The organism is Catenuloplanes indicus, assembly GCF_030813715.1.
Taxonomy (GTDB): Bacteria; Actinomycetota; Actinomycetes; order Mycobacteriales; family Micromonosporaceae; genus Catenuloplanes; species Catenuloplanes indicus.
In genome coordinates this window covers 6572101-6595137 of the sequence record NZ_JAUSUZ010000001.1, presented here as the reverse complement: position 1 = coordinate 6595137, position 23037 = coordinate 6572101, and the positions used below count along the sequence as shown (strand labels likewise).

Here is a 23037-nt window from a genome sequence, read left to right as displayed (position 1 = left end):
GTGTGCGACCGCGCACCCGCGCGGCCGGAGGGGTCAGAGGCTGCGGGCGGTGACGTCGCCCAGCGCGGTGGTGGCGCGGATGTCGAGAGCGGCGGTGCCGTCGTTGCGGAGGGCGTTGCTGACCCGGCCGTGACCGGTGCCGGCGTCCAGCGTGGCCGAGACGCCGGTGGCGGCGGCGACCGTGATGTCGCCCTGCTGGGTGGTGAGGAGGAGAGTGCCCCGGACGGCCTCGGCGATCCGGATGTCACCGCGGCCGGTGCTGATCTCGGCGGGTCCGGTGAGGCGGCCGACTTCGACGTCACCGTCGGTCGCGGTCAGCCGTACGCTCGCCGCCTCGTCGATCTTGATGCGCCGGTGGGCGCCCTCGAAGCTGACGTCGCCGAGCCGGCCGACGCCCCGCACCTCCGTGCCGGCGGTCCTGCCCTCGATCCGCGAGCCGGCCGGCAGCTGGACCGTGACCTCGACGGATCCGCCCGGGCCGAGCAGCCTGTGCGACGACTGGGCGGACTGGATCCGCAGCGCACCGTCGGCGTACGTGACGGTGGTCTGCTCGGCGGCCCGGACGTCGCGGCTCCGGCCGGGGTCGGCCGGGCGCACCTCGACGACGGTGTCGGCGCGGGCGGCGGCGATGAACTGGACGCGCCCGGCCGGAACGTCGAGGACGGCGGCGATCGGGGCGGGGGTGACGAAGGTCTGCATGGTGTTCTCCAGTGCTCGTGCCTCGTTTCTGACATGGGAAACGCTACGTTGCTTTCCACGAAGCGGCAACTATCTGATTGCAATCGTTTGGCATAAGACCAGCTCAAGACGCTTAGATCGTTGCAACGAAATGAGCGGTAACGCAATGCGCGATCGAGCGGCCTTTGCAATGACGGACGGTGAACGCTATCGTGGCCCGGTCGCGACCGACCTATCGAGGAGTCCGTGATGCCCGGAGGCAGACTCACCCAGCAGGAGCGTCAGCAGATCGCGCTGGGCCTGGCCGACGATCTGCCCTACGCCGAGATCGCCCGGCGCCTCGACCGGCCGACCTCCACGGTCACCCGCGAGGTGATGCGCAACGGCGGCCCGCACGGGTACCGCGCCGACCTGGCGCACCGGGCCACCGAACGCCGCGCGCACCGCGGTCGTGCGGCCGCCCGCGGTCCCGGATCGGCCGGCCCGGACGGGCGGGACACCGCCGCCGTCACCGAGTACGCGGAGACGCTCACGACCGTGCTCATGGCCTCGGGCCTGTCCCGCATGGGCGCCCACGTCCTGACCTGCCTCTTCATCACCGAAAGCGGCAGCCTGACCGCGGCCGAGCTGGCCCGGCGGATGCGGGTCAGCCCGGCGTCCGTCTCCAAGGCGATTGCCTTCCTGGAGAGTCAGAGCCTGGTCCGCCGCGAGCGGGACGAGCGCCGCCGCGACCGTTACATCGTCGACGACGAACTCTTCTACCAGGCGACCGTCGCCAGCGCGCGGGCCAACGACCAGCTCGTCGCCGTCGCCCGCCAGGGTGCCGCCGTGCTCGGTCCGGACACGTCCGCGGCGGCCCGCCTGGAGAACGTCGCCCGCTTCCTGGATTTCATCAGTGAGAGCATCACCCGGGCCGCCGACCAGGCGCGGGCCGTCCTTCGCTCCGCGCCGGAGCGGTCAGCCGCCGATCAGGATCTTCCCTAGCTCCTGTATCGAAGTGGGCCTCGCCGCAGCCCGGCCATCCACTTCGATACAGGACCTAGAACCGGGCGAACGACCGGATCGGCATCCGGGGCCCGAAGCGCGGCGCCGCGATGCCGGCGGCCTCCAGCAGGACGCACACCCGCCCGCGATGGCCGGCGAACGGGGCCAGCAGCGCCAGCATGCGCGCGTCGTCACCGCGGGCCTCCCCCGCCAGGCCCCATGCGACCGTGTTCGGGATGTGGAAGTCGCCGACGCTGACCGCGTCCGCGTCGCCGCACACGGTGCGGACCGTTTCGGCGGCGGTCCACGGTCCGACGCCGGGGATGTCGAGCAGGCGCCGGGTCAGTGTCGCCGAGTCGGTGCAGCGGGACAGCGTCGCGGCGAGCGTGGCGGCGCGGAGGACGGTCTGGGCGCGGCGCTGTTCCACGCCGAGCGGGTGCAGCGCCCAGTAGGCGAGGCCGGCGACCACGTCGGCGGCCGGCGGCACCCACAGGTCGGGGCACGGTCCGGGCGCCGGTGTCCCGTACCGGCGGACCAGGCCGGACCAGCCGCGGAACGCCTCCTTGCCGGTGACCTTCTGCTCCAGGATCGCGCGCACCAGCCGCGGGAAGACCAGCCCGGTGGCGGGAAGCCGGACGCCCCGATGCACCCGGGCGAGTTCCGCGACGACCGGATGCCCGGCGGCAACCGCGGGAAATCCGGTGACGTCGTCGTCCAGCCCGGCGATGGCACCGGCATGCGTCAGGAGCCACCCGGCCCCGGCCCCGTACGCGCGGGCGGTCAGCGCCGCGCCGTCCCGGGTGAGGCTGAGCGAGCCCGGGCCGTCCGGCGTGTGCGCCGCGAACCAGAACACACCGTCGACGAACCGGGCGGACGGGTCGGAACGCCCCAGTCCGAGGTACCGCGTCGAGCCGGGGAGGTGGTAGCCCTCGGGCAGCGGTAGACGAAGCACGTCGCCAGTGTGCCACCGGACCGGGACGCGAAGAAGCGGTGCCGGGGCATCCCTTCACATGCCCCGGCACCGCCTCTTCAGAGCCCTTGGCGCCGGCCGCCCGTCACGAGGGGGGTAGGTCCAGTGACGGCGGCCGGTACCTCGGGACGTGTCAGCCGACCTGCACCCGGGCGGAGTCGATCGCCGGGGTCTGGTTCGCGCGCTCCATCATCGGCGTGCGGTGCGAGCCGTCACCGGCCCAGACGGTGCACTGGAACTCACCGGCCGCCGGGAGGCCCGGCACGTTGATCTGCACGGTGTCGGGGGCGCGGCCGCCGCCGCCGTCCTCGGTCGCGACGAAGAACGCCGGGGCCGGAGCCGCGTCCGGGGCCTCGTTGTTGTTCTGCAGAATCCGGCAGGCGGTGTGGAAGTGACCGCGGACCAGGCCGTCGTCGTTCAGGAAGGAGCTCTCCAGGTAGTAACCACCGGCGGCGGCACCCAGGAAGCGGTCACGGACCAGGTTGCGGGTGGAGACCGAGATGGTGAACGGCTGGTTCACACCCACGTTGTCCGGGATGTCGGTGATCAGCAGCGAGGGGTTGTTGGCGGCGCTGCCGACCTCACCGAACTCGGTGTCGACGCAGCGATTGCCCTCCTGGAAACCGGTGTGCGGCTGCAGCTGGCTCTCGCCGCAGTCGTCGCCGAGGATCGCGAGCCCGTTGGTGTCCTCGCGGACCGTACCCTCACCGGCACCCGGGTTCTGACCGCCGTTGTTGTTCCCGCCGCCGTTGTTGTTGCCACCGCCGTTGTTGTTGCCACCGCCGTTGTTGTTGCCACCGCCGTTGTTGTTGCCACCGCCGTTGTTGTTGCCGGTGGTGCTGGACGGGGTCGCGGCCGGCGGCGGCGAGGCCGGCCGGCAGCCCCGGTTCCGGCGGTTGCGCTGACGGGCCTCGTTGATCTCCTGCTCGGAGGCCTGGCCGTCACCGACGTTCTGCCGGCGCCCGTTCTCGTCGATGAACGAGCCACGACCGTTGCGCGGGTACGTCGTGGCGCTCACCTGCGGCTGTGGCGCCGCCTGGCAGGCCTGTCCCCGGTTCGGGTTGTTGCGCCGGTTGGTCGCCGCGTTCGACACCTGGGTGACGGCGATGATGCCACCGAACACCGCGACGGTCGCGACAGCGGCGACGATCTTCCTGTTCCGCGTTGCCAGGGAGTACCTGAGCTTATCCGTCCACCTGGGCATGACGGGCAACCTTCCTTACTGCAGATCGAGCGTTGCCGGGTTGGGGTTGAGGCAGCGCTTTTATCGACTTCGGATGATGCGAACGGCGCCGAACGCGCCGGCCACCACGGCCACGACCAGGACCAGCCAGATGGCGGTCGTGTCGAAGCCGCCGGTGGCACCGCGTGCCTGCGCCGCCGCCAGCAGCGCGTTGGCACCGGTGACCGGGTCGGCCTGCGCGTTGGGCGCGGCAGGCAGTCCGGCGTAGTTCACGAGGTCGGTGCTCTCCAGCAGCGTCAAGTGAGTCATGACGAAGGCATTGGTCTGCTGGGCCAGCGCGCGGACGACGTCATTACGGGTCGCGGCGCGGATCGTGCTGACCACCGGGATGATCTTGCCGTGTGCGGCGCGCAACCGGGCCACGAAGATCTCGTCGAACTCCGCCCCTTCGGCCGCTTCCATCTCAGCCAGCCAGTTCGACTGGTCCTGGTTCGGCTCGTTCGGCAGCTGGATGTTCAGTTTCGCGGCGGCGTCCACGGCCAGTCCGTCGAGCTCTTTATGCTGCTCACGGAGAGCCTCGCCGACCTCCTTCACCCGCTGCGACTCGCCCTTCTCGGAGGCCATGTCACCGGCGGGGATCTCCCACAGACCCGCGAGCCGCACCGCGATCACGAACTGCTCGTCCGCGGACGTGATCGGGCCGGACGGGTCCTGCGCGGCCGGATCCACCACTTCGGGGGTCGGCGCTTGGGCGAACGCCACGGCGGGCGCCGAGAACAGGACAGCCCCCAGGATCGCGAGGGTGGAAACCGCGCGAGCACCCCGGCGCCGGAGCCGCACAGCCGCCATCACTTCACCTCCACTAGTCGACACATCACGCTTCACGGATTTCGGGGTCCGGAGGGTTCAAGCCATCGAAAATTGATTAATCGAATTTCTTCTGAACCTGGATCTTCACCCGTTCGGGTGATGCTCCGAAAAGACCCGCCGAATGCGAAGGGCCGGCCGCATTCAACGCGGCCGGCCCTTTCCGTTATCGCCTAATTGCGATCAGTAGTCGTAGTCACTCGAGGCGGAACCCGAGGCGCTCGGCGCCGGTGCGGCACCACCCTTGCCGTCCTCCTTCTTGGGCACCGGCACCGCCTTCGGGGTGCCCTCGGGGAGGCAGTTCAGGTTCTTCTTGCCGTCCGGCTGGACGTTGAACCAGGTGCCGCCGACCTTCTGGCCCTTCCACTGGCCCGGCTTCTCGTCACCGATGTAGGTGTACAGCGGCCAGCCGTCCAGCGTCAGCTGACGGGTGCCGTCCGACCGGAGCACGGTGCCGACCAGCTCCTCGTCGATGCCCTCCAGCTCCGGCTCGCCGTCAGTCAGCGCCGGCGGCCAGACCAGCGCGCAGTCGCCGTTGCAGTTGGAGATGGCCGGCTTGTTGCTGTCCTTGTCGAAGCGGTAGAGCAGGTAGCCCTCCTCGTTCGCGACCACGTCACCCATCTGGTCCGGAGACTGCTTGATGAGCTTCTCGGTCAGCTGCTCGGGAGCGAGCTCGACCTCCTCTTCCTCCTCCTCGGGCGCCTCGGACGCCTCCGGGTCGGCGCTGGCCTCAGGGTCCGCGGACTCGCTCACGGAGTTCGCCGCGGGGACCTGGTTCCCCTCTCCAGCGGTGTCGTAGCTGACCGGGGCGCAACCCGACGCCAGCATCAGCGCCGCGGCGAGCGCACCCATGGTGCCGGTCATGGCGAGAAGGGTTCGCTTCTGGGTAACCACGTTGATCTCCCTGAGGGTTCGTCCGCTTTTCCGTTCTGCCGGTGAATACGCACGTCGCCTCGAAGTGGATCGGGGATCGGCGGTGGACAATTTCACACCAAGCCGTTGAACCAAAAAGAGCCGGGACCCGTGAAGTACGGGCCCCGGCTCTTCGGATAAGCGTGATCAGTTGGGCGCGGTCACCATCGTGGTGCTCTTGTCGTCGTCCGAGATAGCGCGGACCGAGGCGAACGCGATGTCCGACCGGTCGAGCGCGGTCTGCGCGGACAGCTCCAGCGGATTCGGGTTCTCCGCGGTACCGTAACCGGCCGCCGGCACCTTCCAGCTGGTGACGACCTCCTCGTTGCCGTTCGTGGTGATCAGCACCAGCCGGCACTCCTCCACGTCCTTGATGTTGCGGACGATGAAGTTGACCTGCGTGCCCCAGTCCTTCTCCCGGAAGTCCACCAGCAGCTGCACGCCGCTGCGCGGGTCGGTCGCCTGGAACTGGTCACCGCCGCTCGGGCCGCCGATGCCGGGACCGTTGGGGTCCGGCGGCAGCTCACCCTGCTGCGACGGCAGCGCCTCGGGTGTGCTGCCCCCGTCGCCGCCGAACATCTGACCGCCGGCGAACAGCGACAGCGTGGTCACCACCGCCAGGATCACCACCGCGGCCGCGCTGGTGACCAGCTGTCGGCGGCGCGCCCGGCGGCGCTCCTTGCCGACCGTGCCCATCATCCGCTGCAGCACCCGGCCCTCGCGGTGGGTCTGCTCCGCGGCCACGTAGCTCGGCGGATCCACCCGGCTGAGCACGTCGACGACCGGCATCAGGGATTCCAGCTCGGCCGCGCACTCGTCGCAGTCGATCAGGTGTTCCTCGAAACGCGCCGTCTCGTACTCGTCGAGCGCGCCGATCGCGTACGACCCCACGTCCGTGTGGGGCGACGCCCCCTCCGGGGCCGACGTCGAGAATCGGTCGTTCACCCCGTCACCCCCCGCTCCTGAAGCGCCGACCGCAGGGCCCGCAGCGCGTAGTAGACGCGCGACTTCGCGGTGCCGAGCGGCAGCCCGAGCGCAGATGCGGCCTCCTGCACCGTGCGCCCCTTGAAGTAAGTCTCCACCAGAATCTCCCGATGCGCCGTGGTGAGCGTGCGCAACGCGTCGGAGACGGTCATTTCCTGCAACAGCCGATCGGTCTCGTCGGATGTCGTCGGGAACGTCTCCAGCTCGCGGTCGTAGGTCTCGGTCGGGCGGGCCTTCTCGCTCCGGTGATCGTCGATGGCGATCCGCCGGGCGACCGTGACCAGCCACGGCCGAAGCGAAGTCTGTCCCTGCGCACCCAGCCGGTGCGCGTTCCGCCAGGCCCGCAGCAGCGTCTCCTGCACGATGTCCTCGGCGCGCTGCCGGTCACCACCGGTCAGTCGCAGCACGAACATCAGCAGCGGTCCGGCGTGCTCCTCGTAGAGCGTGCGGACGAGCGCGTCCTCGCTCTTGGCGGAGCCGGTCGGGCCGAAGCCTCCGGTGCCCTCGCCGCCGTCGCCGCCGCCACCGCGTCGCCCTCTTCCGCGAGGGTCGACCGGTCCGGTGGTGCTGCCGGGGATGCGAGGGGAGGGTGCTGGGTTCATGGCAGGGCGCGAGAAGTCAGGAGTTGCCTCGTGCGCGGCAGGCCTGGCCTCGTGCCGGGGAGCCGGTCGTGGCGTCACCGGCCCATCATTGCGGTTGATCGAGCTGCCGTCGAGCGTCAGCCACCGGTTTATTGATCGCGGCTGCCCAGGGGCACACAGAGTGTCCGTTCCACGACCACCGCTGGCTACCTGGTGCATCGCCACCTCCTCATCCGGTTACGGTCGCTGCTCGACTCGATCGCCAGTAGGTACGCGGAGGCAGGGCTCGTTGGATCAATCCGACGAGGAGAAATCCGTGAATCTGTGTGGCCTCGGTCACCCGGCAGTGCGACCGGTCCGATTTGCACAAATGATCCCTGACGCTGTGCATCGGGTCACATTTCAGACTTTGGGACGACTTAAGACCCAACAATCCATCACGGGCGCGGGGATCCGCCGCGCGACGGCGCACCGCTGGCCGCGATTCATGCAAATCGGCCGGTACGCGATGTGACACAGCACGTACCGGCCGATTCGTCGTGCGCCGGCGACATCCGGGACGACCACTGTCTGAGCAGCTCACTGGGCTGGTGAACGGCATGGTCGCAGCCGGCGCCCGATCCGGGAGCCTGCACTGCCAATTGATTCTTGGCGTGTTCTCGCAGAGGATTACAGGTCGTCTAAGAACTCCTTAATCAATCGAAAAGAATCGTTCGATCGGGGCGAGACCACTATTCATAAGGCGCGCTGGGCGTTCAAGGCGGCCGAGACGACCGTGACCGTTCCGTTATCCGGCGCGCGGCGTCCGGATCAGCAGCGACGCGTGCGCGTCCGCCTCGCCCACGGTCTGGTAGACGTGCGGGACGTCGGCCCGCCAGGACACGTGCTCACCGGCCCCGGCCAGCAACGGCGCGTCCGCCGGACCGGTGCGCAGCGCGCCCGCGAACACGGTCAGGTGCTCGGTCACGCCCGCCTGGTGCGCCGGCGACGACTGGTGTGCGCCCGCGGCCACCCGCAGCCGGTACAGCTCGAACACCGCGCCCGGCTCCTCGAACGTCTCCAGCAGCGTCGCGGTCACGGCCGCGCCGCTCACCCGCTGCGCCGGGTCGGCCGCGAGGACCGCACCCAGCGGCACGCCGAGCTGCGCGGTCACCGCGTAGAGCGTCTCCAGCGTGGGATTGCGGCTGCCGGTCTCCAGGCCGGACAGCGTCGCCTTGCCGATTCCGGCACGCCGCGCCACCTCGGACAGCGACAGCCCGCTCGCCTCGCGCAGCTCGCGCAGGCGCCGGCCGATTCCCCCTGGCGTCGTCACCGTGACATGGTGCACGATGGCTCATCGTTCCGTATACGGAACGCTGCCATCATCATCGGGGGTCGTGGTGTCCAAGCTCGTGCAGCCGGTCGTGGCCGGTGCCGTCACCGCCGTCGTCGGGTTCGCCAGCTCGTTCGCGATCGTGCTGGCGGGACTGCGCGCGGTCGGTGCGTCCCCCGCCCAGGCCTCGTCCGGCCTGCTCGCCGGGTGCCTGGCCGTCGGCCTGGTCGCGATCCTCCTGGGGGTACGGCACCGCCTGCCGATCGCGATCGCCTGGTCCACGCCCGGCGCCGCGCTGCTGGTCGCGACCGGCGTCCCCGAGGGCGGCTGGCCGGCCGCGGTCGGCGCGTTTCTGGTGACCGGCCTGCTGATCGTGCTGGCCGGGCTGTTCGCACCGCTCGGCCGGTGGATCGCGGCGATCCCGCAGCCGATCGCGGGAGCGATGCTCGCCGGGGTGCTGCTCGACCTGTGCCTGGCACCGGTACGCGCGATCGCGGAGGTACCGGCGCTGGCCGTACCCGTGATCGTGGTCTGGGCCCTGCTCTTCCGCTTCGCCCGGCTCTGGGCCGTGCCGGTCGCGCTCGTGGTCGCCGCGGCCGGCATCGCACTGACCGCACCCGCCGGCGGCCTCGGCGCGGTGCCGCTGTGGCCCACGGTCACGCTGACCGCGCCCATGTTCACGCCCGCCGCGCTGATCTCGCTGGCGCTGCCGTTGTTCCTGGTCACCATGGCCTCGCAGAACGTACCCGGCATGGCCGTGCTGGCCGGCTTCGGCTACCGGGCACCGCTGCGGCCGGTGCTGCTGACCACCGGCGTCGCCACCGCGATCGGCGCACCGGCCGGCGCACACGCGGTGAACCTGGCCGCGATCAGCGCCGCCCTGGCCGCCGGCCCGGACGCGTCGCCGGACCCCAGCCGGCGCTGGATCGCATCGGTCAGCGCGGGTGGCTTCATGATCCTGCTCGGCCTCGGCGCCGGCCTGGCCACCGCGCTGGTCCTGCTCTCGCCGCCGGTCCTGATCGAGGCGGTCGCCGGCCTGGCACTGCTGTCCGCGCTGGCCGCCGCGCTCTCCTCCGCGGTGGCCGAGCCGGCCGGCCGCGAGCCCGCGGTGGTGACGTTCGTGGTCACCGCGTCCGGCGTCTCGTTCCTGGGCGTCGGCTCCGCGTTCTGGGGCCTGATCGCCGGCACCCTCCTGCTGCTGCTCCTCCGCCCTTTCCGCCGCTCCGCACCACCTGGCTCGCCCGCCACCCCACCGGCTCCGGCCTCACCGGCCGCGAACGAGGAGATCCCGCCGCCGGCCTACCCGGGCCGCCCGGCCGCGAACGAACCGGCGCCGGCGCGGCCCACCACGACGTGACCGGCGGCGGGCGACACGGCCGCCGGCCGTCGGCGACCGTGCCGCCGTGCGGGAACCGGCCCCGGACGAACCGGCACCGGCCCACCACGGCGTGACGGGCCACGGGTGGAAGCCCCCAGGGCGTAACCGGCCACGGGCATTCGGCGAAAGTGCCGCCTCTTCCGGCGAGACGCGGATGTAATCAAGAAATACGGGCATTCGTTGTACCGGGCGGGAGGGGTGTGGTGTCAGCGAACCGCCGGCGTCCACGTGGCCTGCACCGAAATCCGTTCACGCCGCGCGACGGCTTCCTCGCGTGGGCGAACAGCCCGCCGGTGACCGGTGCGCTGTGCGTACTGGCCGCGCTGCTCTGCCTGACCGCCGCGTCCGCCGCCCACCGGCACGCGGCCACGCTGCGCGAACGCGGCATCCAGGCCCGGGCGGAGGTGCTGCGCGCGGGCGACGACCGCAACGCACTGCTCCGGTTCACCACCACCGGAGGACAGCAGATCACCGCGGAGGTGGGCACGCTCGGCTGGAACCCCGCCCCGGTGGCCGGCGGCACCGCGAAAGTCGTCTACGACCCGCTGAACCCCGCGTTCAGCATCGCGGAGGCCCGGTCCGCGCCGGACCCGGTGGTCACCTGGCTCCTCCTCGGCCTTGCCGGATTCTTCACCCTCCTCGCGCCGCTCTCCTTCACCGGCCGCATCCGATGGCGTAGCTGACTCCCGGATTCCCGGCCTCGCGCGGCGGCCCGGCCGGCGGCGGCAGTCAGCGGCGGCCGGGCAACACCGAGGCCCGCGAACGGGGCCGGGTGAGCAGGTGCCGGGCCGCCGAGGCGGTGCGGGAGCGTCGGGAGACGTCCGCGATCGGTGTGAGGGTTCGCGTGACCAGCCGCGGAAGCCGCAGGGAGGAGCGCCAGCGACGACCGGTGCCCAATGCCACTTAGCTTATTTTGATCTTGGTTGCCTGGTGGGTGGTCTGGTGGCTTTGTCTGCTTCGATGGTGTGGTGTCGGGTGTGGGGGTGCGGCCGGATCAGGTGTCGGTCGGTGTGCTGGTGACGGCGGTGCCGCGGGATGCGGTTGATGGGGCGGTGGCGCAGTGCGGTGTGGGTGCGAAACGGTCGGATGGGAAGTTGCCGCCGCATGTGACGGCGTATCTGACGATGGGGTTGTGGCTGTTCGCGGATGATGACTATGCCGAGGTCGCGAAGAAGGTGACCGGTGGACTGGACCGGTTCGGGTGCTGGGATGCGGGCTGGTTGGCGCCGACGCCGGGTGGGATTTCTCAGGCCAGGAAGCGGCTGGGCCGGGATGTGCTGGCGGAGGTGTTCGAGCGGGTCGCCCGGCCGGTCGCGTCACCGGTCACGTCAGGTGCGTGGTTGCGGGACCGGCGGGTCCTTGCCATCGACGGGTTCGACGTGGACGTGCCGGACACGATGGAGAACGCGGCCGAGTTCGGGTACTCCCGGACCGGTGGTGGCCCGTCGGCGTTCCCGAAAGCCCGGGTCGTGGCGTTGACCGAGTGCGGGACACACGCGTTCCTGGCGGCGGAGGTCGGCGCGTATGCGGTCGCCGAACAGACCCTGGCCATGCCGTTGTATTCGCGGCTGCGACGCGGGGAACTGCTGACCGCCGACCGTGCCTTCTACTCGTTTACGGCGTGGGACCGGGCGCAGGCGACCGGCGCGGACCTGCTGTGGCGGATCCAGGCCGGGATCAGGCTCCCGGTGATCGAGATCCTCGGCGACGGCACCTATCTGACCGTGTTGATGGACAAGACGATCCGCGGTGGCCGCCGGGACCGGATCCTGGCCGCCGCGGCCGGCGGGACCCTGGACACCTGCGACGACGCGATCAACGACCGTGGCCTGCCCGCCGCCCACCTGGTCCGGATCGTCGAGTACGACGTCCCGGACCGGGCCGGTAACGGCACCGGTGAGCTGATCACCCTGGCCACCACCATCACCGACCCCGCCCAGGCCGGCCCGGACGAACTCGCCGAGGCATACCACCTGCGATGGGAACACGAAACCGCCAACGACCAGCTCAAAACCCACCTCCGCGGGCCCGGCCGGATCCTGCGCTCGAAACTGCCCGACCTCGTCCACCAGGAAATCTGGGCCTGGCTGCTCGTCCAGCACGCACTCACCGTCCTGATCACCGCCGCCGCCGACGCCGCCGCGATCGACCCCGACCGGATCAGCTTCACCGACACCCTGCGCCTCGTCCGCCGCTCAGCCACCGGCTCAGCGGCCATTTCCCCCTGAGGACTGGACCACCCAGCTACCCACCATCTGGACCCACATCACCCGGGAACTCAACCCCACCCGACGCCACCGCACCTGCCCCCGCGCCGTCAAACGCTGCCGCCGCAACATGTACCGGCCCAAACGACGCGACGAACCCGCCAGCACCCGACACACCGGCCCCGCCACCATCCGCCTCCACCCACCATCAAGATCAAAATAAGCTAAGTGGCATTGGACCGGTGCCCGCGGGAGCACTCGGGACGGCACCACGCCGCAAGCGGGAAGATCAAGAATTTGATCTTCGGGTTGGGCCTGCGCGGTCAATGCCGACGTGTCCCTTTGACTGTATGTGATCAGGGTGTATGCATAGGCTCATGGATCTTCCGCTGCTGCCGCCGGTCAAGCCGATGCTCGCCAAGCCGACCGGTGAGATCCCGGCCGGGCAGTTCTACGAGCCGAAGTGGGACGGGTTTCGGTCGATCATCTTTCGGGACGGGGCCGAGGTGGAGATCGGGAGCCGGAACGAGAAGCCGATGACCCGTTACTTCCCGGAGGTCGTCGAGGCGGTACTGGGGAACTTCCCGGAGCGGGCGGTGATCGACGGCGAGATAATCGTCGCGGACACCGAGCGGAACACGCTTGACTTCGAGGCGCTGCAGCAGCGCATCCATCCCGCGGCCAGCCGGGTGAAGCTGCTGTCGACCGAGACGCCGGCCAGCTTCGTCGCGTTCGATCTGCTGGCGCTCGGGGACGAGGATCTGACGGAGCGGCCGTTCGCGGAGCGCCGGCGGCGGCTGGTGGAGGCGCTGGCGGACGCGTCGGCGCCGGTTCACGTCACGCCGATAACGGATGATCTGGAGACCGCGCGGCGCTGGTTCGCGGAGTTCGAGGGCGCGGGGCTGGACGGGCTGATCGCCAAGGGGCCGGAGCTGACCTATCAGCCGGACAAGCGGGTGATGACGAAGATCAAGCACAAGCGGACCGCGGACTGCGTGGTGGCCGGGTACCGGGTGCACAAGTCGGGCGCGGACCGGATCGGGTCGTTGCTGCTCGGTCTCTACGACGAGCGCGGCACGCTGGTGTCGGTCGGCGTGATCGGCTCGTTCCCGATGGCCCGGCGGCAGGAACTGTTCCACGAGTTGCAGCCGCTGGTCACCACGTTCGAGGAACACCCGTGGAACTGGGCCGCGCACGAGCAGGGCGAGCGTACGCCGCGGCGCAACGAGCAGAGCCGGTGGAACGCGGGCAAGGACCTGTCGTTCACGCCGCTGCGGCCGGAGCGGGTGGTCGAGGTGCGATACGACTACATGGAGGGCGTCCGCTTCCGGCACACCGCGCAGTTCGAGCGGTGGCGGCCGGACCGGGAGCCGCAGACGTGCACGTACGAGCAGCTGGAACGGCCGGTCCGGTTCCAGCTGGCGGACGTGCTCGGCACCCGCTGACCGGTCAGCGGCCGCTCAGCGCGCGGAGCACGTCGCGGGTGGCATCGGCGATCGGGCGCCACACGTCGTCGCGGACGAAACGCCAGACCGGCGTGACCGTGTGCGACCAGATCCACGCGACGCCGCGCGCGACCGGGACCACGGTGTGCCGCCACAGCCACGCGATGCCGCGGCCGAACGGCACCGCGGAGTGCCGCCAGGCCCAGGCCAGCGCGTCCGCCAGCACGCGCAGCGCCCAGCCGATCGGGCGGAACACCCAGCGTTCGATCAGCGACCAGGACGCCTCGACCGTCCACGCGAGGCCGCGCAGCACCGCGGACGCCGCCGGGCGCAGCGCACGCGCGAGCCAGCGCAGCGGCCGGTAGATCAGCGTGACCGTGACCCAGCCGACCGGCAGCGCCACCAGGTGGACGAACAGCCAGCGCAGCGGCTTGCCGATCAGGTTCACGCCGGTCCAGCGCACCGGTGGCCAGATCACGTTCAGCCACACCCAGCGCAGCGGCAGCCAGATGATGTTCAGCCAGACCCAGCGCAGCGGCAGCCAGAACAGGTAGACGCCGGCCCAGCTCAGCGCCGCACCGATCAGCAGGACCGTGCGCTTGACGATCTCCCAGAGGAAGCGGATCGGCACCACGAAGACCAGCGCGATCGCGCGTGCCGGATAACGGACCCAGCCGGGCACGTCGTCGTCGACCGGCTTGCGGCGCACGGCTTCCCGCTGCCAGGCGGCCTCGCGGGCGGCGAAGAGATCATCACTGTCCATGACCACCCGACGGTACGGATCCGAGTCAAGGCCGCCGGTCATGTGAGGAACACCGCGGCGACGATCATGGTGAGCGCGGAGGCGAGCGTGGACAGCATGACCACGTCCCGGGCGAGCGTCTCGGACTCCCGGTAGCGCAGCGCGAAGACGAACACGTTCTGCGCAGCGGGCAGCGCGGACGTCACCACGGCCGCGAACAGCGCGGCGTCGTCCAGGCCGAACAGGAACCGCCCGATCAGGTACGCCAGCGCGGGCTGGACGATCACCTTCAGCGCCACCGCGAGGTAGCGGTCCGGCGCCTCCGGCCCCGGGTGCAGCGGCCGCGCGCCCGGCACCGACATGCCGAACGCCAGCAGCGCGCCCGGCACCGCCGCGGCCCCGACCAGCTCGAACGGCTCCAGCAGCAGCGCCGGTGGAGTCCACCCGGACGCCGCGACCGCGATCCCGGCCGCCGACGCGATCATGATCGGGTTGCGGGCCGGAAGCAGCGCCACGGATCGCGGCGACGGCCGGCCCCTACCGCTCGCCAGGTCCAGCACGGTCAGCGCGAACGGCGCCGCGAGCAGGACCTGGAACAGCAGCACCGGTACGACCAGAGAGACGTCGCCGAGCACGTACGCCGCGATCGGCAGGCCCAGGTTGGCCGCGTTCACATAGGACGCGCCGAGTGCGCCGATCGTGGTCCGGCCCGCGCCCCGCCGCCACACCAGCCGCGCGACCAGCGTGTGGATCAGCGCGGCCAGGATCGTCGCGACCACGAAGACGAGCAGCGCACCGGTGACGATGCGGTCCAGGCTGGTCCGGCTCAGCGTGACGAACAGCAGCGCCGGCGTGGCGACGAAGAAGACCAGCCGGCCCAGCACCTCGGGTGCGGCCTCGCCGAGCACCCGCCCGCGGGCGAGCAGGTAACCCACCGTGGCGATTACCCAGATCGCGGCGAATCCGCTGAGTACCCCGCCCATTCCTAAGATCATCCCTGGTGACGGCCGTCACGGCGGTCCGGGGAGCGCCCGACCGGCTAACCTCGATGCGACCGAGCCGCCCCGACGAGAGGGATGACCCCCGTGCGTCGCACACCTCACCGCGCGCTGGCCGCGCTGGCCGCCACGATGCTGGCGGTGTCCGGCTGCTCGCTGCCGGTCTTCTCACCGGGCGGGGACAACAGCGCACGGGAGCGGCAGCAACCCGGGGGCGGTACCGGGCCGGACAGCCTGGCCTGGCGCAACTGCGCCGAGATCCCGCAGCAGCTGTACGGGCAGAAGGCGCCGCGCATGCGCTACGAGTGCGCCACGATCCCGGTGCCGAAGGACTGGAACAACCCGTCGAACGGGCAGACGTTCGAGCTCGCGCTGATGCGGGTGCGCTCCACCCAGCAGAAGGACCGGATCGGCTCGCTGCTGATCAACCCGGGCGGGCCGGGCGGCTCCGGCATCGACACCGCGGCGTACCTGTCGTTCGGCCCGCAGGTGCAGGGCCTGCCGACGGAGATCCTGGAGCGGTTCGACGTGATCGGCTTCGACCCGCGCGGCGTCTCCCGGTCGTCACCGGTCAAGTGCATCTCGGACGCGGACCTGGACGCCAGCTACGGCTCCGAGCCGGACCCGGAGACGCAGGCGGAGTTCGACGAGATCGTGGCGCTGAACCAGCGGATCGGCGCGGAGTGCGGCACGAAGTACGGCGCGGACCTGCCGCTCTTCTCCACCGAGCAGGCCGCGCGGGACATCGACGCGATCCGGGCCGCGGTCGGCGACGAGAAGCTGACCTACCTGGGCTACTCGTACGGCACGCTGCTCGGCGCCACCTACGCGCAGCTGTTCCCGCAGAACATCCGCGCGATGGTGCTGGACGGCGCGGTCGACCCGCAGCAGGGCATGGTGGCCGGCTCGGAGTCGCAGGCGAAGGGCTTCGAGCGCGCGTTCGACAACTTCTCCGCCTGGTGCCGGGCCACCCCGGCGCAGTGCCCGATCGCGCCGGACGCCCGGGCCACGCTGAACGAGCTGCTGGACAAGGCCCGGGCGAACCCGTTGCGCGGCGCGGACGGCCGGGAGGCGACGGCCGGCTGGATCTTCTACTCGGCCGTGGCCGCGCTCTACACCGAGCTGTACTGGCCGGAGCTGGGCAAGGCACTCGGCGCGCTGCGCGACGGCGACCCGGACCCGATGTTCGAGCTGGCCGACACGTACACCAGCCGCACCGACCAGGGCGAGTACGACAACCAGGCCGACGCGCTGCTGGCGGTGAACTGCGCGGACAGCGAGGAGAAGGTCACCGCGGAGCAGGTGCGCACGCTGCAGCTGGAGTGGGAGAAGAAGTACCCGCTGTTCGGGCCGGCGCTGGCGATGGGCATGCTGGGCTGCGCGTTCTGGCCGGGCGCGCGGGATCCGTACCCGACCGGGGCCGCGCAGGGCGCACCGCCGATCGTGGTGGTCGGCACGGTCGGTGACCCGGCCACGCCGTACGAGCAGACCGCGGTGCTGGCCGGCATGCTCGGCACCGGGCAGGTACTGACCTGGGAGGGCGAGGGTCACACGGCGTACCCGAACACCCGCTGCATCACGCAGGCGGTGGACGGCTACCTCATCGACCTGGAGGTCCCGGCGAAGGATCTGCGCTGCCCGGCCGGCTGATCTGAGCCTCGAGCAGCGCCCGTACCGCGCGCAGGTTGTTCTTGATCTCCTCCTGCTCCTCGTGCCGGAACGCGTCCGCGTCCACGATCAGCTTGCTGGCGAAGTGGGCGGTGATCAGCGGGATGACGAGCAGCACCATGATCGAGATGAGCAGCGCGGCCATGGCCCGGGCCTGCCACGACTCGGGCGAGATGTCGCCGTACCCGACCGTGGACGCGGTGACCACCGCCCACCAGATCGAGTCGCCGACGCTCGCCCGCTCGAAGTGGCTGTAGAGCGTGCCGCAGATGACGATCAGCCCGAGGTAGGAGCCCATCAGCGTCCGGGGCGAGTTGGCGAGGTGGACGAGCCCGCGGTAGACCAGCCGGAACGGCGCCAGCAACAACGTCAGCATCCGATCATCCTGGCCCGGGCGGGGCGCGTCGCGGGTCAGCTTTCCCGGCGCCGCTCCCGGTACGCCCGGGTCTTGCTGCGGTTGCCGCACACCCCCATCGAGCACCAGCGCCGCGACGAGTTCTTCGACCAGTCGTAGAACGCCTCCCGGCACGTCTCCGCGTCACAGATCTTCAGGCGTCGCCACACTCCGTCCCGCTCGGCCAGCAGCATCTCCACCAGCAGCGCACCGAACAGCGACGCCACACCGTCCGCACCGGCGGCCTCCAGCCGCAGACCAGCACGATCAAGAGCAATCCGCACGGGTACGTCGTGCGCGTACGCATTCAGCCGGACACGCGCACCGGCCGCGCCGTCATCGGCGGCCTGATCCCGGGGGACGGCGGTCCGGTCATGGTGGACGGCGAGCTGGTCGTGGTGGGCGGCGATCTCGTCGCGCAGCGCGGACCGGAAGTCACGCACGCGGGCCAGCTCCGCCTCACCGGCCGGCCCGGCGTGCCCGTGCGCGGCCAGCCAGCGGCGCAGGCCGTCCACGTCGGCCAGCTCGTCCGTGCCCGCCTCCACGTCGACCGTGTTGGCGAACGCGGTGACGAGAGCCAACCCGTCCGGGATCTCCTCACGCACCGGGACCACCTCGCACCATTCGTGAAACACCGGCAATTCCATTTGACCGGTCACATGCACGGTACTACCGTCGACATGCAACCACCAAAACCGTTTAGCCGGTCACTCGGTCGTCGAAGGAGCTGCCATGCACCCCACGCTCGCCGCACTCTGGATCAAAGCCCGCCAGGCCGAAATGCTCGCCGAGGCCCGTCGTACCCGCCTGGCCACCGCAAGCCGCCGACCGACCGCGCGCCGCCCTGCCGGCTCGCTCCGCGCCACCGGCTTCCACCGCACACCCAGCTTCCGCCGCACGGCCGGCCACGCTCTGGTGCGCCTCGGCACGCTCATCGCCGGCGAGGCAACACCCCGGGCGGCGGCTCACTCCTGAGGTCGGCGTCCGATGCGAGGACCAAATCCGGCGGCAGGAACGAGACCCGGTGCGGAGACCGGTTCCGGACGCCGGGACGCGGACCCGCCGGAGGCCGATCGCGAAGCGCGTTCGGCAGGCATCCAACAGCCGGCGCACGAACCGCCCACCGGCTCGCGAACCGGTCGGCGCCGCACAAACCGGCAACCGGCGCGCGAACCAGCATGCGACGTAACCCGGTAGCCGGCGCGTGCCCCAGCACCGCGACGCAAACCGGCACCGCTCGCAAACCGGCACCGCTCGCAAACCGGCACCGCTCGCAAGTCGGCACCGCCGCTCGAGCCGGCATGGGAATCGGAACGGGCGAGCCGTGCGCCGTGCGGAGAAACGATGTCAGGCGTCGGAGTGGAGCGGGGCCGGGCGGCAGAGGGCGGTCGCGCCGATCGTGGCCTGGAGGGCGGCCACGGACAGGACCGCGGCGAGCATGGCACCGCCGGGGCGCATCGCGAGGTGGAGCATCGCCATGACGCCGGCTACCACCAGGGCGCCGCGCCATGCACCGCGGTCGTACGGGGTGCGCCAGAGCCGGATGCTGCACGGCACGCAGACGAACGCGAGCATGATCAGCGCGAGCGTGATCAGGGGCGCGTGGGTCACGTGCGCGCCGGTCAGAGCGAGGTGCACGGCGGCACCGGCCAAGCCGAGGAGCGCGGCCATCCGGGCAAGGGCCATCATCCGCTCTCTCCTCGCGTCATTCGCATCCTCAACGCGAATAATTGTATCCCAAATAAGCCAGTGTGTATCCTGACAGCTGAGCGGGACGCGGCCGGGAGGTGAACGGCGGCGGCCCGGGCGGCTCGTGGTGACCAGCGGCGGGACCGGCTCCGCCGCGGCGGCCGGAGCGGAGCGCCGGCGGAGTCGGAGGCCTCCGCGCGGTTTGCCCGCGGGAGCGTGCGGGCCGGGCCATGCCGGAAGCGGGAAGATCTGGCTCTTGACCTCAGGGGTTCTTCGGCTGCTTGGCGCGGGAGGGCTGGACGCGCATCGGCTCGCCGGGCATCTTGGGGTATTCCGGCGGGTACGGCAGGTCGCCGCGGTCGCCGCGGGCCGCCTTCTCCAGCAGCGGCGTGATGTCGAACGCGTCGTCGTCGATCGTCGCGTGCGGGTCGCCGATCGCGGCGACGCGGGGCGGGACCGTGCGGAGGTCGAAGTCGTCCGGCTCGACCTCGGGCAGCTCGGCCCAGGTGACCGGCGTCGAGACGGTGGCACGGGCGTTGGCGCGGAGGCTGTAGGCGCAGGCGATCGTGCGGTCCCGGGCCATCTGGTTGTAGTCGAGGAAGACGCGCTCGCCGCGCTCCTCCTTCCACCAGTTCGTGGTGGCCAGGTCGGGGCGGCGGGCCTCGACCTCGCGGGCGAACGCGATCGCGGCACGCCGAACCTCGACGAACGACCAGCGAGGCTGGATGCGTACGTAGACGTGGACGCCGCGGCCGCCGGAGGTCTTGGGGTAGCCGGTCGCGCCGAGCTCGGCGAGCACCTCGCGGACCGTGCCGGCCACCTCGACCGCGTCGGCGAAGTCGGTGCCGGGCTGCGGATCGAGGTCGATGCGCAGCTCGTCGGGCGAGTCCACGTGCGCGGCGCGGACCGGCCACGGGTGGAAGACGATCGTGCCCATCTGCGCGGCCCAGGCCACGTGCGCGAGGTCCGCGGGGCACAGCTCGTCCGCGGGCCGGCCGCTCGGGAACGTGACCTTGGCGGTCTCGATCCACGGGGGTACGCCGCGGGTCGGCACCCGCTTCTGGAAGAACGTCTCCCCCGCGAGACCGTCGGGGAAGCGCTGCAGCGTGGTCGGCCGGCCGCGCAACGCGCGCAGTATGCCGTCGCCGACCGCCAGGTAGTACTCGAAGACGTCCCGCTTGGTGAACCCGCGGTCGGGGAAGTAGACCTTGTCGGGACTGGTCAGCCGCACGGCCCGGCCGGCGACCTCGATCTCCTCGGCTTTCGACGCCATGGTCGCGACCCTACGCCGTCCGGGGGTCGCAGAGGTGCCCCCGGACGGCAATCTCGATCAGCTCTCGAAGCGGCGGCGGTGCCGGCCGGTGTAGAGCAGCGCGGCGCCGCCGGCGGTGACCAGCGCGCCCGCGCCGACCAGCCCGGCGAGCGGCAGACCGGTGACCGGCAGCTCGCCCTCGCCCCCCTCGCCCTGGACACCGCCGGTCGGGACCGGCGCCTCCGGCGAGCCGTTGGAGACGCCACCACCCGGCGGCACCTCCTGCTGGCCGGCGGACGGCACCGAGCCGGTCGGCGTCGGCGTCGGGACCTCCGGCGTCTCCGGGGCCTCGGGCGTCTCCGGCGCCTCCGGGGTGGCCGGCGGCGTCTCCGCGCCCGGGCTGCCCGGCGTGCCGTAGCCGGGCTTGCCGCGGTCCGGGCCCTCGTCGCCGTAGCCCGAGGTGGGCGCGACGCGCGGCGCGGCGCACTGCGCGGTGGCGTCGCCGAGGACACCGGCCGCGATGCCGCACACGTTGACCGGCGCGTTGATCGGCAGGTGCACCTTGGCGCCGTTCGCGATGCCGTTGGTGTCGTCCGGTGCTGCGCTCGCCGGCTGCGCGGTCAGCGCGAGCGCCGCCGCGAACATGGTGAATCCGGCGGCCGGCAGCGTCGCCGCCGCGATGATGCGCCGCTTCATGCTCGTCACGCTGTGTTCTCCTCAAAAGGGTGGCTGGTGAGGCTTATATGGATTTTTACAGTTAAAGACCGTTTTGCTACTGGATCCTACGCTCCTCCAGGGGCAAAACGGACCAACACGCGCACTCCCCGCCTAACGGTGCAGGTGAGTCCGAGGACACTGGCGCTCGACCGGCCCGGAAGTACCGTGGACACATGACGATCGACAAGAGCGCCCTGCCCACCACCGAGGAGGAATGGCGGGTCCGCCTCAACCCGCAGGAGTTCCGGGTCCTGCGGCAGGCCGGCACCGAGGCGCCGTGGACCGGTGAGTACGTCAACACCAAGACCGAGGGTGTCTACCACTGCCGCGCGTGCGGGGCGGAGCTGTTCAGCAGCGACACCAAGTTCGACAGCCACTGCGGCTGGCCGTCCTTCGACGACGCGATCCCGGGCACGGTCGTGGAGATCGAGGACCGGTCGCTCGGCATGCTGCGCACCGAGATCCAGTGCGCGAACTGCGGCTCACATCTGGGCCACGTGTTCCGCGGCGAGGGTTTCACGCCGAAGAACACGCGCCACTGCGTCAACTCGATCTCGGTGCGGCTGGAGCCGAAGGGCTAGAACGACATCACGGTGCCGGCCCGGCCGGCCGGCACCGCGGGTGCGAACAGGTATCCCTGACCGAGGTGGCAGCCGAGCCCCAGCAGGGCCGCACGCTGCTCCTCCGTCTCCACGCCCACCGCGATCAGCCCGAGCCCGAGGTCCCGGCCGAGCCGCACGAGCGTGCGCGCCGCGTCGTCCGCCGCCGCGTCGAGGCCCATCCGGGCGATGACCGACCGATCGATCTTCAGCGCGTCGACCGGCAGCCGGGGCAGCAGTTCCAGCGACGCGCACCCGGCGCGGACATCGTCCAGATGCACCTCGGCGCCGATCGCCCGGATCCGCTCCAGCACCGCGACCGCGGCCTCCGGGTCCTGCATCAGCACGTCCCCGGTCACCTCGATCGCGAACCGCGCCGGGTCGACCCCGTGATACGCCAGGCAGGCCGCCACGTCCTCGTGCAGGTTCCGGTCCCAGAACTGACCGGCGCCCACGTTGTACCGCAGCCCGGCCGTCGCCGGCGCCTCCCCGGCCCGCCGCCAGTTCTCCGCCTGCGTGGTGACCTGGCTGATCGTGCGGAGCGCGATCCCGTCGAGCGTGCCGCCCTCCTCCGCGACCCGCACCCACTCCGCCGCCTCCAGCAGCCCACGCTCCGGATGCCGCCAGCGCAGCAGCGCCTCGAACGCGACCGTGCGCCGGCTCCGCAGATCCACGATCGGCTGGTAGTACAGGTCGAACCGGTGGGCGTGAAAGCCGTCCCACAGGTCCTGCTCCATCCGCCGGCGCTCCTTCATGGTCATCCGGCCGGAGAGCGTGAACGTGACCACCGTGCCCTTGCCGCGCGCCTTCCCGCTGAGCATCGCGGCGTCCGCGGCCTTCAACAACTCGGCCGGATCGGGGTAGTGCTCCGCACCGGCACAGACGCCGACGGTCGCGCCGATCACCACGTCCTCCGCCACGCCGTCCAGCCGGTAGGGCCGGGACACCGCCACTCGCATCCGCCGGGCGATCTGCACCATCCGGCTCGGGTGATCCACCCCGTCCAGCAGCACCAGGAACTCGTCTCCGCCGAACCGCGCCGCCACGTCCCGCTCGCGCAGCTCGTCCCGCAGCCGCCCGGCGACCTGCACCAGCAGCTGATCCCCGACGTCATGGCCGTACACGTCGTTGACCCGCTTGAACCCATCAAGATCAAAAAACAGCACGCCGGGTACGGTGGCGCGCGCCATGGCGTCGCGCAGCCGCGTCAGGAAGAGCGTGCGGTTCGGCAGCCCGGTCAGGTGGTCGTAGAACGCGGCGCGTTCCAGCTCCCGCTCCCGGGCCCGCAGCCGGGCGATCAGCTCCTCCCGCTCCAGCACGGCGGCGCGCAGCGAGCCCCGGCGGGCCAGTCGTTTCCGGACGGCGTCGGCGACGATGCCGAAGCCACCCGCGACCCGGTCGGCGACCAGCGGAACGATGAAGGGCAACAACGTGCCCAGGGTGCGAGCTCCCGACACCTGCACAGGCCTCCTCGGCG

General features: G+C 71.2%; 24 protein-coding genes. 8 read left to right on the top strand and 16 right to left on the bottom strand.

The features are described 5' to 3' along the window. Positions 1-33: 33 nt before the first annotated feature. Positions 34-699, bottom strand: a complete 666-nt coding sequence (locus J2S42_RS29955) for a DUF4097 family beta strand repeat-containing protein (RefSeq protein WP_307244450.1) — start codon at positions 697-699, stop codon at positions 34-36. 228 nt (positions 700-927) lie between these two features. Here J2S42_RS29955 and J2S42_RS29950 point away from each other — a divergent pair, with 228 nt between their 5' ends. Continuing rightward, the gene (locus J2S42_RS29950) at positions 928-1662 is read left to right on the top strand and encodes a helix-turn-helix domain-containing protein (RefSeq protein WP_307244447.1); all 735 of its coding nucleotides are present in this window, start codon (positions 928-930) and stop codon (positions 1660-1662) included. Between the two features lie 55 nt (positions 1663-1717). Here J2S42_RS29950 and J2S42_RS29945 read toward each other — a convergent pair whose 3' ends face one another. From J2S42_RS29945 to J2S42_RS29915, 7 genes are all read right to left on the bottom strand, one after another. Next, positions 1718-2614, bottom strand: a complete 897-nt coding sequence (locus J2S42_RS29945; protein WP_370879287.1) for a DNA-3-methyladenine glycosylase family protein — start codon at positions 2612-2614, stop codon at positions 1718-1720. Positions 2615-2765: 151 nt separating this feature from the next. Next, on the bottom strand, positions 2766-3836 hold the full coding sequence (locus J2S42_RS29940) for a Pecanex-like protein 1 (protein WP_307244445.1): 1071 nt from the start codon (positions 3834-3836) through the stop codon (positions 2766-2768). A 60-nt stretch (positions 3837-3896) separates the two neighbouring features. After that, positions 3897-4664 (bottom strand): DUF4142 domain-containing protein, encoded by a 768-nt coding sequence (locus J2S42_RS29935; protein WP_307244444.1) that lies wholly within the window; start codon positions 4662-4664, stop codon positions 3897-3899. 201 nt (positions 4665-4865) lie between these two features. Further along, positions 4866-5546 (bottom strand): hypothetical protein, encoded by a 681-nt coding sequence (locus J2S42_RS29930; RefSeq protein ID WP_307244442.1) that lies wholly within the window; start codon positions 5544-5546, stop codon positions 4866-4868. A gap of 195 nt (positions 5547-5741) precedes the next feature. Continuing rightward, the gene (locus J2S42_RS29925) at positions 5742-6539 is read right to left on the bottom strand and encodes a hypothetical protein (protein WP_307244440.1); all 798 of its coding nucleotides are present in this window, start codon (positions 6537-6539) and stop codon (positions 5742-5744) included. Beyond that, on the bottom strand, positions 6536-7180 hold the full coding sequence (locus tag J2S42_RS29920; RefSeq protein WP_307244438.1) for a sigma-70 family RNA polymerase sigma factor: 645 nt from the start codon (positions 7178-7180) through the stop codon (positions 6536-6538). The genes J2S42_RS29925 and J2S42_RS29920 overlap by 4 nt, the downstream gene beginning before the upstream one ends. A gap of 766 nt (positions 7181-7946) precedes the next feature. Continuing rightward, the gene (locus J2S42_RS29915; protein ID WP_307244436.1) at positions 7947-8471 is read right to left on the bottom strand and encodes an XRE family transcriptional regulator; all 525 of its coding nucleotides are present in this window, start codon (positions 8469-8471) and stop codon (positions 7947-7949) included. A gap of 64 nt (positions 8472-8535) precedes the next feature. Between J2S42_RS29915 and J2S42_RS29910 the strand changes: the two genes are divergently transcribed. The 4 genes from J2S42_RS29910 to J2S42_RS29895 all read left to right on the top strand — a co-directional run bounded on the left by J2S42_RS29910 (position 8536) and on the right by J2S42_RS29895 (position 13501). Then, positions 8536-9828, top strand: a complete 1293-nt coding sequence (locus J2S42_RS29910; RefSeq protein ID WP_307244435.1) for a benzoate/H(+) symporter BenE family transporter — start codon at positions 8536-8538, stop codon at positions 9826-9828. A gap of 224 nt (positions 9829-10052) precedes the next feature. Then, positions 10053-10532 (top strand): DUF3592 domain-containing protein, encoded by a 480-nt coding sequence (locus J2S42_RS29905; protein ID WP_307244433.1) that lies wholly within the window; start codon positions 10053-10055, stop codon positions 10530-10532. Positions 10533-10814: 282 nt separating this feature from the next. Continuing rightward, a complete protein-coding gene (locus tag J2S42_RS29900; RefSeq protein WP_307241803.1) occupies positions 10815-12077 on the top strand; it encodes an IS4 family transposase in 1263 nt (420 codons plus the stop codon). Between the two features lie 356 nt (positions 12078-12433). Next, positions 12434-13501: an ATP-dependent DNA ligase gene (locus tag J2S42_RS29895; RefSeq protein WP_307244432.1), complete on the top strand. Its 1068-nt coding sequence runs from the start codon at positions 12434-12436 to the stop codon at positions 13499-13501. 4 nt (positions 13502-13505) lie between these two features. On the opposite strand, the gene J2S42_RS29890 is transcribed toward J2S42_RS29895, so the two are convergent. Together J2S42_RS29890 and J2S42_RS29885 are read right to left on the bottom strand one after the other, a co-directional pair. Next, positions 13506-14264, bottom strand: coding sequence for a hypothetical protein (locus J2S42_RS29890; protein ID WP_307244429.1), 759 nt, complete (start codon positions 14262-14264; stop codon positions 13506-13508). A gap of 38 nt (positions 14265-14302) precedes the next feature. Then, positions 14303-15226, bottom strand: coding sequence for an AEC family transporter (locus tag J2S42_RS29885; protein ID WP_307244427.1), 924 nt, complete (start codon positions 15224-15226; stop codon positions 14303-14305). Between the two features lie 93 nt (positions 15227-15319). Here J2S42_RS29885 and J2S42_RS29880 point away from each other — a divergent pair, with 93 nt between their 5' ends. Next, a complete protein-coding gene (locus tag J2S42_RS29880; RefSeq protein WP_370879286.1) occupies positions 15320-16891 on the top strand; it encodes an alpha/beta hydrolase in 1572 nt (523 codons plus the stop codon). Here the strand turns inward: J2S42_RS29880 and J2S42_RS29875 are convergent. Together J2S42_RS29875 and J2S42_RS29870 are read right to left on the bottom strand one after the other, a co-directional pair. Next, on the bottom strand, positions 16842-17285 hold the full coding sequence (locus J2S42_RS29875; RefSeq protein ID WP_307244425.1) for a potassium channel family protein: 444 nt from the start codon (positions 17283-17285) through the stop codon (positions 16842-16844). The two genes, J2S42_RS29880 and J2S42_RS29875, sit on opposite strands and share 50 nt — an antisense overlap. A gap of 35 nt (positions 17286-17320) precedes the next feature. Then, positions 17321-17908, bottom strand: coding sequence for a CGNR zinc finger domain-containing protein (locus tag J2S42_RS29870; RefSeq protein ID WP_307244423.1), 588 nt, complete (start codon positions 17906-17908; stop codon positions 17321-17323). Between the two features lie 127 nt (positions 17909-18035). Between J2S42_RS29870 and J2S42_RS29865 the strand changes: the two genes are divergently transcribed. After that, positions 18036-18278 carry a hypothetical protein gene (locus J2S42_RS29865; protein WP_307244421.1) on the top strand — a complete coding sequence of 81 codons (243 nt, stop codon included), beginning with the start codon at positions 18036-18038 and terminating at the stop codon, positions 18276-18278. Between the two features lie 372 nt (positions 18279-18650). Here J2S42_RS29865 and J2S42_RS29860 read toward each other — a convergent pair whose 3' ends face one another. From J2S42_RS29860 to J2S42_RS29850, 3 genes are all read right to left on the bottom strand, one after another. After that, positions 18651-18992, bottom strand: a complete 342-nt coding sequence (locus J2S42_RS29860; protein ID WP_307244419.1) for a hypothetical protein — start codon at positions 18990-18992, stop codon at positions 18651-18653. 262 nt (positions 18993-19254) lie between these two features. Beyond that, a complete protein-coding gene (gene ligD / locus J2S42_RS29855; RefSeq protein WP_307244417.1) occupies positions 19255-20265 on the bottom strand; it encodes a non-homologous end-joining DNA ligase in 1011 nt (336 codons plus the stop codon). 57 nt (positions 20266-20322) lie between these two features. Continuing rightward, a complete protein-coding gene (locus J2S42_RS29850; protein WP_307249117.1) occupies positions 20323-20940 on the bottom strand; it encodes a chaplin family protein in 618 nt (205 codons plus the stop codon). A gap of 194 nt (positions 20941-21134) precedes the next feature. On the opposite strand from J2S42_RS29850, the gene msrB reads away from it, so the two are divergent. Continuing rightward, on the top strand, positions 21135-21542 hold the full coding sequence (gene msrB, locus J2S42_RS29845; protein WP_307244415.1) for a peptide-methionine (R)-S-oxide reductase MsrB: 408 nt from the start codon (positions 21135-21137) through the stop codon (positions 21540-21542). On the opposite strand, the gene J2S42_RS29840 is transcribed toward msrB, so the two are convergent. Beyond that, positions 21539-23017 carry a putative bifunctional diguanylate cyclase/phosphodiesterase gene (locus J2S42_RS29840; RefSeq protein ID WP_307244413.1) on the bottom strand — a complete coding sequence of 493 codons (1479 nt, stop codon included), beginning with the start codon at positions 23015-23017 and terminating at the stop codon, positions 21539-21541. The genes msrB and J2S42_RS29840 overlap by 4 nt on opposite strands. Positions 23018-23037: the final 20 nt, after the last annotated feature.